This is a genomic window from Aequorivita aurantiaca (genome assembly GCF_030410135.1).
GTDB lineage: Bacteria > Bacteroidota > Bacteroidia > Flavobacteriales > Flavobacteriaceae > Aequorivita > Aequorivita aurantiaca.
This window is the reverse complement of sequence record NZ_JAUGQQ010000002.1, coordinates 102,408-120,627: the sequence shown is the minus strand read 5'-3', so window position 1 is coordinate 120,627 and position 18,220 is coordinate 102,408. Positions and strand designations below refer to the sequence as shown.

The window sequence follows — 18,220 nt, the reverse complement described above, 5'->3', positions numbered from 1 at the left end:
TTTTTGGGTACGTTTTTTTAAATCATTTTTTTAAAATATCAAATTTTATCCAACGTTAACAGGTATATGAAAACGAAATTTTTTTCTTCTTTCGTACTATTTATAAGCTTTTCATTTTTTTCCTTGGCCGTAAAAGCTGCTGAAAATCCCATAAAACCATTCGTGGTGGTTTTGGACGCGGGCCACGGTGGCCACGACCATGGCAACAAAGGCAATGGCTATAAGGAATCTGAGATTTCCCTTAATATTGTGCTTAAAGTGGGGGCGGAGCTTGAAAAGCTTCCGAATGTGAGGGTGATTTATACCCGCAAAAGTGATGTGTTTATTGAATTGCGCGAACGGGCCGCAATCGCCAATAGGGCGGATGCAGATCTTTTTGTTTCGGTACACTGCAACGCCCACAGCAGTAATGCTTTTGGCACTGAAACCTTCGTGCTCGGATTGCACAAAAGTCAAGCAAACTTTGAAGTCGCCAAAAAGGAAAACGAAGTAATATATTTAGAAGAAAATTATCAAGAAAAATACGGCGGATTCGATCCAAATGCGCCCGAATCCTTAATAGGAATGGTATTGATGCAAGAGGAATATTTGGACCAAAGCATTCTTTTGGCGAGTTTGGTGCAAAACAATATTGTGAACAATCTTAAACAAAATGACCGCAGCGTTAAACAGGCTGGATTTTGGGTGCTCCACAACACGTATATGCCCAGTGTATTGATTGAAACTGGGTTTCTTACCAATAAAAAGGAAGGCGCATATTTGAATTCCGCAAAAGGCCAGGCGGAAATGGCACGTGAAATCGGCAATGCCATAAAATCTTACATAAACAGTATTTCGGTAGTAAATGATAAGGTAGTCAAAGATCCCGAGGTAAAGGAATTGGAAGTCGAAAAGGTTATAGAAACTACGAAAGAGGAAATATATGAAGGCATACATTTTAAAGTACAGTTGGCTGCTACAAGTAAAAAATTGGACACCAAGGCCAGTAACTTTAAGGGCCTCAAGGATGTAGTGCGAACAAAGGAGGATGGGCTCTACAAATACTATTATGGCGACACCTCAGATTATAACAAAATACAGGTAATGAAAACCTTTGTACAACAAAAAGGTTTTCCCTCTGCATACATTGTTGCGTATAAAAATGGAAAAAAGGTTAATGTGCAAGAAGTGTTAAAATCGAAAGCCAATTAGCGTGCTTTCTTTATATTTATCGCTTAAATTTGTCTAAATTCTAAAATTGCACACTTGAGACTATCCAAAGAAGTAAAAACCGGAATCCTTGCCATCGGCGCCATTTTGTTATTGATATTTGGCTATAGTTTTTTAAAAGGCACCAATCTTCTCGACAAAAATCGAGAATTTTATGTGAAATATGACAATGTGGAAGGTTTGGCACAAGCCGCACCCGTGACCATAAATGGTCTTACCGTTGGTAAAGTCCAAAATATTTCATTTGCGAATTCAAAGGGAGGGCTGGTAGTTAAATTTACAGTTGAAAGAGATTTTGATTTTTCCAGAAATAGCATTGTAAGAATTTATAGTTCAGGACTTTTAGGAGGAAAAAACCTCGCTATCTATCCGGTTTATGATGCAAGCAGTATTGCGAAAAGTGGTGACACCCTGCGCGGTGATGTTGAGGATGGCATGTTGACTGCCGTAACCAAGGCACTGGGCCCTCTGGAGAAAAAAGTGAACAACACATTGGCTACCGTTGATACACTTTTGCTGAACGTAAATGCCATTTTTGACGAGCGGACCCGTCAAAACCTAAAGGAGGCGATTGAAAACCTAAATAATACCTTGAATTCCTTCTCGGGCGTTTCAGCGAATCTGAATACTATTCTTTCCGACAATTCCGGAAAACTGGACAACACCTTTACTAATCTGGATAAAACGGCAAGCAATCTATCTAAGTTAACCGATTCATTGGCCCAGCTGGAAACAGGCAAATTAGTTACCGATTTGCAAAACGTGGTGGATAAAATGGACAAGATTGTTTCTGGTGTTGATAACGGTGAAGGCTCCATCGGAAAGCTCTTAAAGGATGATAAACTGTATGAAAATCTTGAAGGGGCCACCAGGCAGCTTGAACAACTTTTACAGGATATAAAACTTAATCCAAAACGCTACGTTCACATTTCAGTGTTCGGCAGAAAACAGAAGGAATACGAAACCCCGGACAATCCAGACGAATAAGCCATGCAATATCTTCCGAATATACTCTTCACCATAGCCCTTGTGGCGGGAATAGGATATTTTACGCTCAACATTCGTAAAATAATCCGAAACATAAAATTGGGGTTGGCCGTAGATGCTTCGGACCACACGGCACAAAGATGGGGCAATGTAGTGCGTATTGCTCTGGGCCAGTCAAAAATGGTTGTTAGACCCATTCCCGGATTGCTTCACTTTTTTGTGTATGTAGGTTTTATAATTATAAATATTGAAGTACTTGAGATTATAATTGATGGAATTTTCGGAACCCATCGTGTTCTTTCCACATTTTTGCCGACGGGGCTATATAATTTTTTGATTGGCTCTTTTGAAATATTGGCGTTTTTAGTATTGGTAGGGGTTATTCTTTTTTGGACACGACGGAACATTCAAAAATTAAGAAGGTTTTGGGCAAATGAAATGAAAGGATGGCCAAAGAATGATGCCAATTTAATTCTCTATTTTGAAATGGTATTGATGGTGCTTTTTCTAACTATGAATGCCGCGGACCAATCCCTGCAAGCATTAGGTTCTCCCCATTATGTGCAGGCCGGAGCTTACCCAATTAGCAAATTTATCGTGCCTTTTATGAGCGGTCTTTCTGAAGCAACATTAATTGCCATTGAGCGTGGCGCATGGTGGTTGCACATATTGGGAATTTTGGTTTTCCTTAATTATTTATATTTCTCCAAACACCTTCATATTATCCTGGCTTTTCCAAATGTTTACTTCGGAAAAGTAGTGCCCAAAGGAAAATTCAAAAACTTGCAATCCGTTACCAACGAAGTAAAAATGATGATGGATCCAAACATTGATCCATTCGCGGCGCCGGCAGAAGGCACCACTGAGACCCCTGCAAAATTCGGAGCAAGTGATGTAATGGATTTAAATAGAATTCAACTTTTAAACGCATACACTTGCACAGAATGCGGACGTTGTACCGATGAATGCCCTGCAAACAACACAGGTAAAAAATTATCGCCCCGAAAAATAATGATGGATACCCGCGACCGATTGGAGGAAATCGGGAAAAACATCAATAAGAATGGAGAATTCAAGCCGGACGGAAAACAATTGTTGGATGATTATATTACTCGGGAAGAGCTTTGGGCTTGCACTACCTGCAACGCATGCGTTCAAGTTTGTCCCGTAAGCATTGATCCTTTGAGCATAATCATGGACATGCGCCAATATTTAGTTATGGAGCAATCCGCAGCCCCGATGGAACTTAATGTTGCAATGACAAATATTGAAAATAACGGAGCTCCCTGGCCTTATAATCAAATGGATCGGTTGAATTGGAAAAATGAAAATTGAAACTGTCTGCAGTTAACAAATAAGCGTTAATGGTGGACATAAACCCATTAACAACTAACAAATAAATCATGAGTGAAGCACTAAAGGTCCCAACAATGGCTGAATATATGGCCCAAGGCAAACAACCAGAGGTATTGTTTTGGGTAGGATGTGCTGGGAGTTTTGACGACCGAGCAAAAAAGATAACCAAGGCATTTGTAAAGTTACTCCACAAGGCAAATATAGATTTCGCCGTTTTGGGAACCGAGGAAAGTTGCACCGGAGATCCCGCCAAAAGAGCGGGCAATGAATTCCTATTCCAGATGCAGGCAATGACCAATATAGAAGTACTCAATGGTTATGGAATAACAAAAATTGTAACAGCCTGTCCCCACTGCTTCAACACCATAAAGAACGAATACCCTGGACTGGGCGGCACTTATGAAATTATGCACCACACCCAATTTCTCAAAACCTTGCTCAATGAAGGAAAACTTAAAGTGGAAGGCGGGAAATTCAAGGGAAAAAAAATAACCTTTCACGATCCATGTTATTTAGGAAGGGCAAATGGCGAATATGAGGCACCACGAAATCTATTGGAAAAATTGGAAGTGGAATTGGTAGAGATGAAGCGGAACAAAAGGCACGGAATGTGCTGTGGCGCAGGTGGCGCTCAAATGTTTAAGGAACCAGAACCAGGAAATAAGGACGTAAATGTACTGAGAACGGAACAGGCAATGGAGACTTCCTCTGAAATAATTGCTACCGGTTGTCCGTTCTGTATGGTAATGATGAATGATGGCGTAAAAGCCAAAAACGCTGAAGACAATGTTCAAGTTTTGGACGTTGCGGAAATGATTGCAAATGCAGAAGATTTATAAATAATGTTGACAGATTTTAAAAACCTGCCGGATGATTCAAGAGTGTGGATTTATCAGGCTAATAGAAAGTTTAGCGACCGCGAAGTTGCCGAAATTATTGAACTAACAAAAGATTTCCTTACAAAATGGACCGCCCACGGCGCCGAATTGGAAGCAGCGTTTGAAATTAAATACAATCGGTTTATAGTCATTGGCCTCAATCAGGCTAATGCTTCTGCATCTGGCTGCAGTATTGATGCTTCCGTCCATTTTATTCAATCGTTACAGGAAAAATTTGATGTAGATCTGCTCGATAAAATGAATGTTACATTCTACTCGGGCGAATATATTGCCTACAAACCCTTAGCCGATTTCCGAAAAATGGCAAAGGAAAAATCAGTTTCAAAAAATACCGTTGTCTTTAATAATCTTGTAAATACAAAAGCAGAATATCTTGAAAATTGGGAAGTTCCGGCCACGGACAGTTGGCATAATCGTTTTTTATCATAATCCCTTTTCAAATGCTATGAAGAAATTTCTGTTAATCTGTATTTTCATATCTATATATTTCCCAGCAACTGCCCAGGAAAATAATCCGCTCATTCTTAAAAATGATTTCCAAAACCAAAGGAATTGGGTGGATAGCATTTACAGCAACATGACCTTGGAAGAGAAAATTGGCCAGCTATTTATGGCCGATATTTTCAGTAGTGACCCTAAGGCTAAAACAGATAAAATAAAGGACTTAATAACGAATTATCACTTAGGTGGTGTTATTTTTTCGAAAGGTGGTCCGGTTCGCCAAGCCAAACTAAACAATGAATTTCAAGCCTTGGCCAAAGTTCCTTTAATGATTGGAATGGACGCCGAATGGGGCCTCGCCATGCGCCTTGATTCCACATATGCCTTCCCGTGGAATATGACCTTGGGCGCCATTACCGATAACAAAATTGTAGAAAAAATCGGTAAAAGAATTGGGGAACAATCCAAGCGATTGGGCGTGCACATTAACTTTGCCCCGGTTGTCGATATAAATACGAACCCAAAAAATCCCATTATCGGAAACCGGTCCTTTGGTGAGGACAGAGAAAATGTAACACAAAAAGCGTTGGCATTTATGAAAGGAATGCAAAGCGCCGGTGTTTTGGGAAGTGCAAAACATTTTCCCGGTCACGGCGATACCGATGCAGATAGCCATAAAACCTTGCCAACTATTGATTTTTCAAGGGAAAGATTGGATACATTGGAATTGTATCCTTATAAAAAGCTTATTAGTGAAGGCTTAAGCAGTGTAATGGTGGCCCATTTAAATGTTCCGGCTTTGGAACCTCAAATGAATTATCCATCCTCTCTTTCATCCAAGGTAATTACCGATCTTCTGAAAAAAGAAATGGGTTTCCACGGCCTTATATTTACGGACGCCCTCAATATGAAAGGAGCGTCAAATTACAAAAAGCCCGGTGAGATTGAGTTGGCAGCTTTTTTGGCCGGAAACGACGTTCTTTTAATTTCGGAAGATGTGCCGAAAGCAATCACATTTCTTATCAATGCTTACAACGAAGAAACCTTAACCGAGAAGCGCTTGGCTTATTCCGTCAAGAAAATTCTGTATGCGAAATACAAGGTTGGACTGAACTATTATAAGCCGGTGAAAATGGCCTATTTGGGTGACGATCTCAATTCAGTTATGGACGATGCGCTCTACGAGGAGGCAATGGACCATGCGTTAACGGTGCTTAAGAATAACCGCGCCATTCTTCCCATAAAGGATCTTCAAAAGAAAAAGATTGCATACATTAATTTTGGCGATGATTCCGGACAAATATTCTTAAATGAACTGAAAAAATATGGCAGCGTAGATTGGGTTGTCGCCAACAGCTTGGATGAATATATTCAAAAGCTGAAGGAATATAATTACGTTATTATCGGCTTTCATAAAAACAATGATAACCCGTGGAAACCATTTCAATTCACCGAAAATGAACTCGTTTGGCTTTATGAAATTGCTCGGACCAATACGGTTATTTTAAATGTTTTTGCAAGGCCGTATGCAATGTTGGATTTAAAGAGCACAGCCAATTTTGAAGGCGTGATAATGTCCTATCAAAACAGTAAAATATCACAGCAACTTTCGGCACAATTAATTTTTGGAGCGCGGGAAGCTAAAGGTAAATTGCCGGTATCACTGGGAGAGGATTTTCCTTTGAACACTTTTTTACAGACCAAATCCCTGCGAAGGTTGCAATACGGAACGCCGGAAAGTGTGGGTGTAAATAGCTACAAATTAAGAAAAATTGATTCCCTAGCTATTTCGGGAATCAAGGACGGAATGTATCCCGGCGCACAGGTTTTAGTTGCTCGCAAGGGTAAGATTATTTATCAAAAAAACTTTGGGCACCACGAATACGATAAACAAATTGCTGTGCGCGATTCCACAGTTTATGATTTGGCTTCATTGACAAAAATTTTGGCAAGTCTTCCCATTGTGATGGAACTGGTGGATAAAAAAGAGTTAAGTCTGAACACCAAACTTTCGGAAATGCTTCCGGAATATAGAAATTCAAATAAGGCTGATGTTACCTTAAAACAAATGCTTTCCCATTACGCACGTTTTAAAGCTTGGATTCCTTTTTATAGATATACATTTAACGACGCTAAAACAGGGGTTTCATCGGAATATTATTCCGATGTTCCCGGCAAGGATTTCAATGTTCAAGTAGCTGAAAATTTATATATGCGACGGGACTACATTGATACAATTTATAGCGAAATCCGCGATAGTGAATTGAATTCAAAACTAGAGTATAAGTATAGCGATTTGCCATATTATATTTTAAAGGAGTATTTGGAGCGGAAATTCGGCAAACCTTTGGAACTTATCGTACAGGAAAATCTATATGAATCGTTGGGTGCAAACTTCACGATGTACCATCCTTTAGAAAAATTTTCAAAAGAAAACATACCTCCAACAGAGCAGGACAATCTTTTCAGAAAACAGAAGGTACAAGGCTATGTGCACGATCAGGGCGCAGCAATGCTGGGGGGAGCGAGTGGCCATGCGGGCTTGTTCAGCAATTCCAATGATGTTGCCAAAATAATGCAGATGTTCCTTTGGAAGGGTTTTTATGGCGGCAAACGCTATTTTAATCCTAACATTATGGACGATTTCAACAATTGTTATTACTGCAATAAAAACGTGAGGCGGGGCGTGGGTTTTGACAAGCCACAATTGGGCAATTCGGGCCCCACATGCGGCTGCGTTTCCATGAGTAGTTTTGGACATAGCGGTTTTACTGGAACCTTCGCTTGGGCAGACCCGGAGGAGGAAATTGTTTATGTATTTTTATCAAACCGAACTTTTCCCGATGCGGAAAATCGCAAATTAATTAGAAGCGACCTACGCAGCAAAATTCAAAAAGCCATTTATGAAGCTATCGACTTTTGATTTTTAGTATATTTAATGGACCAAGAAATAAAATCGCTAGCAATGAATTTTACAAAATGAAAATAGCAATAGTTTGTTACCCAACCTTCGGAGGAAGTGGGGTAGTGGCCACAGAGTTGGGCCTTGCACTGGCAGAAAAAGGCCATGAAATACATTTCATTACATACAAACAGCCTGTACGATTGGAATTGCTTTCTAAAAATATTCATTTCCACGAAGTTTCGGTTCCAGATTATCCACTCTTTCATTATCAGCCATACGAACTTGCGCTTTCCAGCAAGTTGGTGGATATGGTAAAACTTCATAAAATCGAGGTGCTTCACGTGCACTATGCTATTCCGCATGCCTATGCAGGTTATATGGCGAAAAAAATGCTTGAAGAAGAAAACATCCATATCCCTATGGTTACGACACTTCACGGTACGGACATCACACTAGTGGGAAGCCATCCTTTCTATAAAACCGCCGTTACCTTCAGCATAAATAATAGTGATGTGGTTACTTCCGTTTCACAGAGCTTAAAGGAGGACACCCTTCAATTATTCGATATTAAAAAGGAAATCCATGTAGTCCCTAATTTTATTGATATTCCTAAAAAAATAAATCCCTTTACGGATTGCCAGCGCACAATGATGGCCGATCGCGATGAAAGGATAATTACACACGTTAGTAACCTTCGGAAAGTAAAACGTGTAAAGGATGTTATTGAAATTTTTGACCGCATCCAAAAAAAAATTCCCTCCAAACTTATTATTGTTGGGGAAGGGCCGGAACGAGAGGATTGTGAAAGGCTATGCGCACAAAAAGGTATAGAGGAAAAGGTGCTTTTTGTGGGCAATAGTAATGAGGTCGATAAAATACTCTGCTTTACAGATCTTTTTATTCTTCCTTCGGAAAAGGAAAGCTTCGGGCTTGCTGCACTGGAGGCAATGGCGTGCGGCGTTCCCGTCATTTCCAGCAACACGGGTGGTTTGCCAGAGGTGAATATTCAAGGGGTAAGTGGATTTTTGAGCGAGGTGGGCAACGTAGCGGAAATGGCCGAAAACGCATTAAAAATTTTAGCTACGGAAAAAACCTTGCAAACTTTTAAGATGCAGGCCATTGAAGCAGCAATGGTTTACGATACTAAAAAGATTGTTCCGATGTACGAAAACCTTTATGAAGCGGCAATAGACAATAGTAGAATTCCAAAACCTCAATAGTTACGTTGTATAAATTCCATTGCATTTATATGCATAACCCGTTCTACAATATCTTCGGCGTTTATTCTGTTGAAATCATTCAATAATATTAAATTTTTCGAAAGATAATTCTCTGCGTGGTTCAACATTTCTTCTGCCAGATCTTTCATATTTTCAGCTGTCCAAAGACCATTTATTGGATTTACGATACCGTCGAAATCGCTGCCAATGCACTGAATTCCCCAACAAAATAATCCTTCCTTATCCAACACCTCCGCAATATGCTGCACTTGTCTCCAAACCAATAATGCTTTTTTATTGAGCTGTTTTCGCTTGTTTGGAAAAATCATTCTGCTTTCAGAAATTGCCTTATCGCTACCAATTCTCCGTTCGTCCAACTGAATTCCGAATAGGCCATCACTCTTTGCAATTCGAATCAATTCGGTGTCATAAAAATTGATGTCAATATTGCAGAACCAATCCCGATGGTCCATAAAATTTGTTCTGTCCCAATGAACAATGGAATGTTTGCCATTGCAGGCTCCATGGCTTGCAACTACAGGTATTTTTTCGGAGGCATATTTCGTGTCGAGCAACTGGTAATAAGCTTCGCGCGAAGCAGTGCTTAAATGTTTCACATCAATAGGAATTCTTTTGCCATCAGTATTGTCAAGCAAAAGTTCAATTGCCTCAAGGCCCAAATCCGTAATGCCTGAATTCATGCCTCTTTCCTGATTTTTTTTCAGCATATCCATTGTTATACTCGGGGCGTGCCCGCAGAGTTCATTATAAAAATGATGGGCCAGCGTTAAAAAAATGGGGCGGTGTTCCCAATTTTTAATGGCTTTAATATTCCCAATAACTTCCGTGCGGCTCGCCATATCCTTATCCATATGCAGACCTGTATTGAAGCTATGGCCACCCTCAATAGATAAAATTATATTAATAATTTTTTTCGATTCGGTTTCTTGGGAAAAATTATTTTCAATATCCTGGAAATTTCGAACAAGCCGATAGGTGAAGGTTTTACCATCAATAGTTTGGACAAGATTATCAAGCTGTTGATAATATTGATATTCATCCATTAAATCCAAAAAATAGTCGGTGCTGCTTCTAATATAATCCATCCGGGCCTGGCTAATGCTTGCCGCAAGATTTACCATTACGTCCGTAACGCCTTTTATTCCTATTATTTCTTTCCCGAAAAAATGTTTCTCAAAAGGATAGAGCGAAACAATAACAACGTTGGATTTGGCCCTAGCCAGAGCCGTGATATCCGTTTGTGTAAACTTTGTAAGCGTGACCAGGCGGTTCACGAGTTTTTCAAGAAAATTGGGTGGGCTATAGTGCCAAATGGAATTTTTCCGATTTGGATCGAGCGCATTTTGCTTCGTGGGCTGGTATTTAAAACTTTTACTGAAAGGCTTTAACGAGGGATGACAATGTATGTCCACATAATGTTTTTCCATAGCACATCTTATTGAATTCTATAAAATTGCAATAAAATACCCATATATGAAACAGGATTTTCCCCGTTTTTTTAAAAGGGAAATGCCCCTTTTCGTGGGGCATTTCTTTCAAAAATAAAGTCGGAGTTTTTAAAATTGATATCTGGCACTAATACCTACATCAAAATTAACATCATCGCGATAGTTCAAGTTTATCTGAGGCCTAAAATCGAAGGATATCAATAATGGAAAGTCAAAGTTGTATTCTATTCCAACATCGCCGGTAAAAAATGCGAATGCTTCCGATTCCTTATAACGATCATCATCACTATAGCGATCATACGTTTCAATTCCGGCGCCCAAACCTGGCCCGGTATACCAATTAAATCCACCATCAATGTTCCATACCCATTGATAAATTCCCGTAAATTTTACATCATCCCAATAGCGCTCACTGTGCCACGCCAAACCCAATTCCAAACGGTTTGATTCGCCCAGGGCACGTTGATAATTAACTTCAGGACCAAAGCCATTGCTCTCGCTCAACCGTAGTCCAATGGCGTTTTCAGCAATTTTTTGAGCGTGGGCGTTAAACCCAAATGCGATAGAAGTCAAAAGTATTAAAATTGATTTTTTCATAATTTTTATTTTAGTTAACACAGCAGTAAAATTAAGTTTAATATGTTGCGATATTCGTTAATGCCGAGCCAATCCTCCCTTTAAAATTTACAAATTTTTGTTAAGGAATTTTCTACATTTACACTTGCCCATGAAAAAGAAATTTCAGGATTTTCAAAAAATATTTAATGGCGAAATTTTTACAGATTCGCTTTATACCTCCTTATACGCCACAGATGCTTCGGTATATCGAAAATTACCGATGGCAGTTGCCTTTCCTAAAAATGAAAGGGGCATCAAACAACTTGTTGCCTTCGCGGAAACAAACGAAGTATCGTTAATTCCGCGCACTGCAGGTACTTCACTGGCCGGACAATGCGTGGGCAGTGGAATTGTGGTTGATGTTTCAAAACATTTCACAAAAATAATTTCGTTGGACAAAGAGCGCCGAACTGTTACGGTGCAGCCTGGGGTAATCCGTGATGAATTAAATATGTTTCTTAAACCCTTCGTACTATTTTTTGGCCCGAACACCTCAACCAGCAATCGTTGCATGATTGGTGGAATGGTTGGCAACAACAGCAGTGGCACAACTTCAATTCAATATGGGGTGACACGAGATAAGGTTTTAAAATTAAAAACCATTCTTTCCGACGGTTCGGAAGTAATTTTTGAAGCTCTCTCCAAGGATGAATTTTTGGACAAAATGACCGTTGATTCCTTAGAAGGAAATATTTACAAAACCCTATATAATGAATTGGTTTCTGAAGCAGCACAAAAAGAAATTCAGAAAGAATTCCCCAAACCTGAAATTCACCGAAGAAACACTGGTTATGCCGTGGACAGTCTGTTGAACACTTCAGTTTTTAGTGAATATAATCAAAAGATCAATCTCTGCAAACTCCTCTGCGGAAGTGAGGGTACACTTGCCTTTACTACTGAAATAACACTTCAATTGGATCCGTTGCCACCAGAATTTACCGCAATGGTGGCCACGCATTATGATTCAGTGGAAGCCTGTTTAAATGACGTGGTAGTTGCCATGCAGCACAAGCTGTACACTTGTGAAATGATGGACAATGTAATTTTGGAGTGTACAAAACAAAATAAAACCTATGAACCAAACCGCTTTTTCGTAAATGGAAATCCGAAGGCGATCCTTTTGTTGGAATTGAAAAGCAATTCAGAAGAGGACCTTTTAAGCCAGACCGAGGCATTGCTACGATCATTAAAAATTTCCAATTATTCGTATCACAGCCCAGTTTTGGAAGGGGAAGAAATAGACAAGGCTATGGAGCTTCGAAAGGCTGGTTTGGGACTATTGGGAAATATGGTTGGCGACAGGAAAACCGTGGCCTGCATTGAAGATACGGCGGTAGCATTGGAAGATTTGCCAGCCTATATCAAGGAATTTTCTGCATTGATGAAAAAGTATGACCAACAAGCAGTTTACTATGCCCACGCCGGAGCGGGGGAGCTACACCTGCGGCCGATACTGAATTTAAAAGAGAAAGAAGGCGTGGAGTACTTTCGAAAAATTACTACTGATGTTGCACTGCTTTGTAAAAAATATCAAGGTTCCTTTTCCGGAGAACATGGGGATGGCATTGTGCGCGCGGAATTTATTCCTTTAATGGTTGGCAAAAAAAACTATGCCCTTTTTAAGCGAATAAAAGCCGCATTTGATCCGCAGAACATTTTTAATCCCGGGAAAATTGTTGATGCCTTAAGAATGGACGAATCCCTAAGATATAAAACAGATAGGGTAGAGCCGGAGATAAAAACATTACTGAATTTCAGCGATTCCGGTGGTATTCTTCGATTGGCAGAAAAATGCAACGGGAGCGGCGATTGCAGAAAAACCGCCGAATCAGCCGGAGCAATGTGTCCAAGTTATCACGCCACCAAAAACGAAAAGGATACCACCCGCGCTCGTGCCAATGCCTTGCGCGAAGTTTTGACAAATAATGAAGCGGCCAATAAATTCAACTCCACGGATTTAAAGGAAGTTTTTGACCTTTGCTTAAGCTGCAAAGCCTGCGCCAGTGAATGCCCCAGTAATGTGGACATCAGCACCGCAAAAGCAGAGTTTTTGTTTCAGTATAATAAAGCAAATGGTGTTTCCTTTTCCCAAAAATTATTTGCAGAGAGTACCAAAATGAACAAATTTGCCTCACAAATGCCGAAGGTTTCTAATTGGTTCTATTCCAATTTTTTTACCTCAAAAATAATTAAGAAAATTGGCGGTATTCATCCGGATAGATCCTTGCCAAAACTTTCAAATGAAAGCTTTAGTCAAAGGTTTTATAAACTTAAAAAACAACCTGTTAACTCCATTCCTCAAAATTTAAAACATCAACGGAATGTATTGTTGTTCGTAGATGAATTCAGCAATTTTTTAGATGCCGAAATCGCGATGGATTCATTCCTATTTTTAAGTCAAATGGGGTACAATGTAACAGTGGTTGACATTTTGGATAGTGCAAGGGCATTAATTTCCAAAGGGTTTTTGCAGCAAGCGAAAAACGAGGCCAATAAAAACATATCATTTTTAAAAGAAAAGGTTTCGGAAGCATGTCCATTATTAGGCATTGAACCATCGGCCATATTATCGTTTCGGGATGAATACCTTCGTTTGGCGGATGACTTGGTTTCCGCGGAAGCCATTTCACAAAATACATTTTTAATTGAGGAATTCATCGCTTCGGAAATTGCAAAAGGTGCTATTACCTCGGAACAATTCACTTCCGAAGAAAAAAATATTAAAATACACGTGCATTGCCATCAAAAAGCATTGAGCAACTCAAAAGTTACATTTGATATTCTAAACCTTCCCAAAAATTACAAACCAACACTTATTCCCACGGGCTGTTGTGGCATGGCGGGCAGTTTTGGGTATGAAAAGGAGCATTACAATGTGAGTATGAAAATTGGGGAATTAAAACTATTTCCCGCAATACGCAAGGCGGATATTGATTCAATAATTGTCGCCAACGGCACCAGTTGTCGGCATCAAATTATGGACGGAACCCAGCGCAAATCCTTTCACCCAATTACCATTTTAAAAAATGCAATGTTGCAATCCAATAATGGTTTAGGCAATCATATCTGAATTTTGAATTTTGAACCTTGAATATTTGCACTTGAAAGTTTACATTTGTTGAAAACACACCTATGGCAGGCAATTCCTTCGGAAACATCTTTAAATTGACCACTTTTGGCGAATCCCATGGCCCGGCCATTGGAGGAGTTATAGATGGATGCCCAGCCGGACTTTCAATAAATTTTGAAGCCATTAATGCGGAAATGAAACGCAGAATGCCTGGCCAATCGGCCATCGTTACCCAGCGCAAGGAAGCAGATGAAGTAAAATTTCTCTCGGGAATTTTTGAAGGGATTACCACCGGCATGCCCATTGGTTTTTTAATTGAAAATACCGATCAAAAAAGTAAAGATTACGCACATATAAAAAATATCTACCGCCCATCCCATGCAGATTATACTTTCGACCAAAAGTATGGCATCCGTGACTATCGCGGCGGCGGGCGATCCTCAGCCCGTGAAACGGCCTGCAGGGTCGTGGCCGGAGCAATAGCAAAACAGTTATTGGGGAATTTAAAAATAACTGCCTATGTTTCGTCCGTGGGAAAAATGGAACTAGGTAAACATTATTCCGAAATAGACTTTTCAGAAATAGAAAAGAATCCCGTGCGTTGTCCGGACGCAGCAATGGCTAGTGAAATGGAAGATTTCATAAAGGATATTCGTAAAAAAGGTGATACCGTTGGCGGCACCGTAACCTGCGTTATACAGAATGTGCCAAAAGGCTTGGGCGAACCTGTTTTTGATAAATTGCACGCCGAACTTGGGAAGGCTATGTTATCCATAAATGCCGTAAAAGGCTTTGAATATGGAAGCGGTTTTGAAGGCACAAAAATGAAGGGCAGTGAACACAACGATTCATTCAATATAGACGGTAGCACAAAAACTAACCACAGCGGCGGAATTCAGGGAGGCATAAGCAATGGGGAAACTATTTACTTTAAAGTAGCCTTCAAACCCGTTGCCACCATTATGCAGAAGCAAGAAACCATTGACAGCAAAGGAAATCCCGCCATTGCCGAAGGAAAAGGGCGCCATGATCCTTGCGTGGTACCGCGTGCCGTACCAATTGTAGAGGCCATGGCAGCCTTGGTTTTGGCTGATTTTTGGTTGCTGAACAAATTATCCAAATTATAAATATCTATAAAGAGTATTAATCAAAAAACACCCTAATGAAAAAACTTGCACTACACTGGAAAATAATTATCGGACTTGTTTTAGGTATTATTTGGGCATTGCTTTCAAGTCAACTTGGGTGGAGTGAGTTTACGATCAATTGGATTGCACCTTTTGGCAAAATATTTATCAACCTTTTGAAATTGATTGCCGTACCATTGGTCTTGGTTTCAATAATAAGCGGGGTTGCAAACATTGGCGATCCTTCAAGTTTGGGTAGAATGGGCGGAAAAACGTTGCTAGCCTATCTGCTTACCACGCTGTTCGCCGTGAGTTTAGGGCTAGTGTTAGTAAATACAATAAAACCAGGAAAATTAATTGATGAACAGAGCCGGATTGACAACCGTATAAGCTATGAAATTTGGGCCTCCGCAAAGGGCCACCCGCCAAAGGATGGTATCAATTATTTGCAGGATCCGGCGTTTTTTGAACGCGCCAAAAAAATTACGGATCTATCAAAAGGAGAACTTCAGAATGCCGCTGTAACCGAAAGAATGCAGACCGCCGAACAAACCAAGGAAGCCACCCCGCTGCAACCTTTGGTGGATATTGTTCCTGAGAATTTCTTCTTTTCCTTGACTGACAATGGGTTAATGCTCCAGATTATTTTCTTCGGAATATTTTTTGGGGTATGCCTGCTTTTGATTCCAGGTGAAAAATCAAAGCCTGTGCGGGATTTTATGGACAGCGCTATGGAGGTCTTCCTAAAAATGGTTGATTTGGTTATGCAGGCGGCACCCTTCTTCGTGTTTGCACTTTTGGCGGGAGTAGTGGGAAAAATGGCCGGAGATGATGTGGGAAAGGTGTATGAAATTTTTAAAGGTTTAAGCTGGTATTCCCTTACGGTGTTCGTTGGTCTTATGTTGATGATTTTTATTGTCTATCCTGTTTTGATGAAATTGTTCGTAAAACGAATTCCTTATAAAGGCTTTTTTAAGGCAATGGCCCCGGCCCAGACATTGGCTTTTTCCACCTCAAGTAGTGCCGCCACCTTGCCCGTAACTATGGAATGTGTAGAGGAAAATCTGGGGGTAGACAAAAAGATAACCAGTTTTGTGCTGCCCATAGGGGCCACGGTAAATATGGATGGCACCTGTCTTTATCAAGCAGTGGCCGTAGTATTTTTGGCACAGTTGCATATGATTGATTTAACCCTTGGGCAGCAATTAACCATAGTGCTCACGGCCACACTGGCCTCCATAGGCTCGGCAGCAGTGCCCAGTGCCGGCTTGGTAATGCTCATTATAGTGTTGGAATCCGTAGGTTTAAACCCTGCGTGGATTGCCATAATTTTCCCGGTGGATAGAATTTTGGATATGTTCCGAACCGTGGTGAATGTTACGGGTGATGCTACCGTTTGTACCATAATAGCCAATGATGAAGGCCTGCTAAACTACCAACCACCAAAAAATCCGTCGGAGACTTTTGATTTGGATTCGTAGCTCTACGCTATAATGGTTGTAAAAAAAATTTGTTGGAAAGATTAATTTGATTAAATTAGATTTCTCCCCAGAAAGTAGGCCCAATCTACATTTCTGAATTTCATCTTCTTAGCTATGACTAAAAACCATAGTTATGAGAACAATTATCTTATTTTTCGCCTCTGCATTTTTTGCAACCAATTTTTATTGCCAAGTGGGAATAGGTACTACCACACCTTCACCCGCGTCTATGTTGGAAGTTTCAAGTACTTCCGATGGAGGCACAACCTATAAAGGCTTTATGCCGCCGCGGGTGCCAAGTATTGCGGCGCGTGAGGCGATAAACCCAGGCTATGCGGATTTTGGCTTGATGGTTTTTGTGATGGATTTGCCCAACAATTTAGGATTGCTCCAAATTTGGGACGGTGATAGTTGGGAGGAAATCCACCGTGTGACATTGGCCAGTCCCATAGCTTGGATCAATGAGTTTCATTATGATAATGCAGGAACTGATCAAGATGAGTTTATTGAAATAGCCGGACCTGCGGGTCTAGATTTGAGTACTTATTCTATTGAACTCTATAATGGAGTAAACAGGCAAGTCTATAATACAACAAGCCTTAGTGGAACTATTCCGGACCAATCCAATGGAATTGGTACAATTAGTTTCTCATATCCTAGCAATGGAATCGAAAATGGAGCTCCCGACGGTCTTGCCTTGATTGATTCTGGAACAGTTCTATATTTTATAAGTTATGAAGGATCTTTTACTGCATCAAATGGTACAGCTATTGGGTTAACATCGACAGATATCGGGGTTAGCGAACCAGGTTCCACCCCAATTGGAGAATCGCTTCAACTAACTGGCACTGGCCACCAATACACTGACTTCCTCTGGAGCGGGCCCTCAGTCAATACTGCGGGAGCCATTAATTCGGGGCAGACCTTTAATTAAAAAATTGGCCAAAAATCTTCAGAGTATTTTTTACTAGCAAAAATTAATTTCAAAAAAATGGGATTACAAAAATTTACCCCTCAACTCCCCAGTCGGCACCATACAGCTTTCCCTTTTCCCAAACCAGCGGTAGCGGTTTTTGGCAATATAACGGTACACCGCGTCTCTAATGAACTTCGGCACCACCATAAACCCAAACAGTAGGGGGTAGGCACCCGAAAGATGTTTGGCGATATGGAGCGCCGTTGAAGATTTATCGTACTGTTTTTCGTCTTCAATAAAAATAATGGAATCTACTTTTGAGGTATCAATCTTGAATTGTGAAATCAGTTCCCGACCAATTTCGCTTTGGAGTGCAGCAAATTTAAATACGTTCCTTTTATCGCGCTTAATTATAAAAGTAACTGCGCCGTTGCAAAGATTGCAAACGCCGTCGAAGAGTATTATTTTGTGATTTTCAGTTTTCATAAATAACAACCAGCTCCAGTCGCGGTAAACAATTTT

Annotated in this window: 14 protein-coding genes; 11 read left to right on the top strand and 3 right to left on the bottom strand. The window is 40.3% G+C overall.

Annotation, left to right across the window (positions count from 1 at the left end):
- Positions 1-66 precede the first annotated feature (66 nt).
- The 7 genes from QRD02_RS03910 (at position 67) to bshA (ending at position 9,017) form a co-directional block, all read left to right on the top strand.
- Positions 67-1,191, top strand: coding sequence for an N-acetylmuramoyl-L-alanine amidase family protein (locus QRD02_RS03910; protein WP_290253611.1), 1,125 nt, complete (start codon positions 67-69; stop codon positions 1,189-1,191).
- Between the two features lie 54 nt (positions 1,192-1,245).
- Positions 1,246-2,196: an MlaD family protein gene (locus QRD02_RS03905; RefSeq protein ID WP_290253610.1), complete on the top strand. Its 951-nt coding sequence runs from the start codon at positions 1,246-1,248 to the stop codon at positions 2,194-2,196.
- A 3-nt stretch (positions 2,197-2,199) separates the two neighbouring features.
- A complete protein-coding gene (locus QRD02_RS03900; RefSeq protein ID WP_290253609.1) occupies positions 2,200-3,531 on the top strand; it encodes a 4Fe-4S dicluster domain-containing protein in 1,332 nt (443 codons plus the stop codon).
- Positions 3,532-3,599: 68 nt separating this feature from the next.
- Positions 3,600-4,391 carry a (Fe-S)-binding protein gene (locus QRD02_RS03895; RefSeq protein WP_290253608.1) on the top strand — a complete coding sequence of 264 codons (792 nt, stop codon included), beginning with the start codon at positions 3,600-3,602 and terminating at the stop codon, positions 4,389-4,391.
- Between the two features lie 3 nt (positions 4,392-4,394).
- Entirely contained in the window at positions 4,395-4,880 is a 486-nt protein-coding gene (locus QRD02_RS03890) for an ABC transporter ATPase (RefSeq protein ID WP_290253607.1), read from the top strand.
- A gap of 16 nt (positions 4,881-4,896) precedes the next feature.
- Positions 4,897-7,815, top strand: coding sequence for a serine hydrolase domain-containing protein (locus QRD02_RS03885; protein ID WP_290253606.1), 2,919 nt, complete (start codon positions 4,897-4,899; stop codon positions 7,813-7,815).
- Positions 7,816-7,871: 56 nt separating this feature from the next.
- Positions 7,872-9,017, top strand: a complete 1,146-nt coding sequence (gene bshA, locus QRD02_RS03880) for an N-acetyl-alpha-D-glucosaminyl L-malate synthase BshA (protein WP_290253605.1) — start codon at positions 7,872-7,874, stop codon at positions 9,015-9,017.
- Here the strand turns inward: bshA and QRD02_RS03875 are convergent.
- Together QRD02_RS03875 and QRD02_RS03870 are read right to left on the bottom strand one after the other, a co-directional pair.
- Entirely contained in the window at positions 9,011-10,465 is a 1,455-nt protein-coding gene (locus QRD02_RS03875; RefSeq protein ID WP_290253604.1) for a membrane dipeptidase, read from the bottom strand. The two genes, bshA and QRD02_RS03875, sit on opposite strands and share 7 nt — an antisense overlap.
- A gap of 129 nt (positions 10,466-10,594) precedes the next feature.
- Positions 10,595-11,083: a hypothetical protein gene (locus QRD02_RS03870; protein WP_290253603.1), complete on the bottom strand. Its 489-nt coding sequence runs from the start codon at positions 11,081-11,083 to the stop codon at positions 10,595-10,597.
- A gap of 130 nt (positions 11,084-11,213) precedes the next feature.
- Between QRD02_RS03870 and QRD02_RS03865 the strand changes: the two genes are divergently transcribed.
- The 4 genes from QRD02_RS03865 (at position 11,214) to QRD02_RS03850 (ending at position 17,716) form a co-directional block, all read left to right on the top strand.
- On the top strand, positions 11,214-14,174 hold the full coding sequence (locus QRD02_RS03865; protein ID WP_290253602.1) for an FAD-binding and (Fe-S)-binding domain-containing protein: 2,961 nt from the start codon (positions 11,214-11,216) through the stop codon (positions 14,172-14,174).
- Positions 14,175-14,236: 62 nt separating this feature from the next.
- A complete protein-coding gene (gene aroC, locus QRD02_RS03860; RefSeq protein ID WP_290253601.1) occupies positions 14,237-15,301 on the top strand; it encodes a chorismate synthase in 1,065 nt (354 codons plus the stop codon).
- A gap of 35 nt (positions 15,302-15,336) precedes the next feature.
- Positions 15,337-16,782 carry a dicarboxylate/amino acid:cation symporter gene (locus QRD02_RS03855; protein WP_290253600.1) on the top strand — a complete coding sequence of 482 codons (1,446 nt, stop codon included), beginning with the start codon at positions 15,337-15,339 and terminating at the stop codon, positions 16,780-16,782.
- 133 nt (positions 16,783-16,915) lie between these two features.
- Entirely contained in the window at positions 16,916-17,716 is an 801-nt protein-coding gene (locus QRD02_RS03850) for a phage tail-like protein (RefSeq protein ID WP_290253599.1), read from the top strand.
- Between the two features lie 63 nt (positions 17,717-17,779).
- On the opposite strand, the gene QRD02_RS03845 is transcribed toward QRD02_RS03850, so the two are convergent.
- Positions 17,780-18,184 carry a thiol-disulfide oxidoreductase DCC family protein gene (locus tag QRD02_RS03845; RefSeq protein ID WP_290253598.1) on the bottom strand — a complete coding sequence of 135 codons (405 nt, stop codon included), beginning with the start codon at positions 18,182-18,184 and terminating at the stop codon, positions 17,780-17,782.
- Positions 18,185-18,220: the final 36 nt, after the last annotated feature.